Below are 365 nucleotides of genomic sequence, written 5' to 3'. Positions count from 1 at the left end.
AATGATGGGCCCGGTAGGGATTCAGCCACACATGCAATTCAAGTCCGCGTTCATGGGCGGCATCCAGCCAGAACTGCAGGGGATCATAATATGGTTCCGGCGCCTGTCCCTGCACCCCCGATAGGAAAAAAGACCAGGGCTCGAGTTCACTCTCGTAAAGTGCATCTGCCTGCGGCCGGGCCTGGAAGATCACAGCATTATAATTGTGAGCCTTAAGAAAATCCAGGAGAGCGATTGCCTCTCTTTGTTGTTCGGCAGTTGATAAACCCGATTTGCTGGGCCAGTTGATATTTGCAACAGTCGCGATCCATGCAGCGCGAAATTCCCGCATAACAAAAGGGGATTTCTTAAAAGCTCTTTCCTGC

The 365-nt window shown here is 51.5% G+C and carries 1 protein-coding gene; it reads right to left on the bottom strand.

Annotated elements, in window-relative coordinates; all coding sequences use genetic code 11:
• The coding region (locus HC176_RS17670) for a glycoside hydrolase family 10-like protein (RefSeq protein WP_167920313.1) at positions 1-365 on the bottom strand (365 nt) is incomplete at both ends.

The sequence above is a fragment of the Tamlana crocina genome (assembly GCF_012037625.1).
The sequence above is the reverse complement of the archived record's forward strand: the minus strand, read 5'-3'. Positions and strand labels throughout refer to the sequence as shown.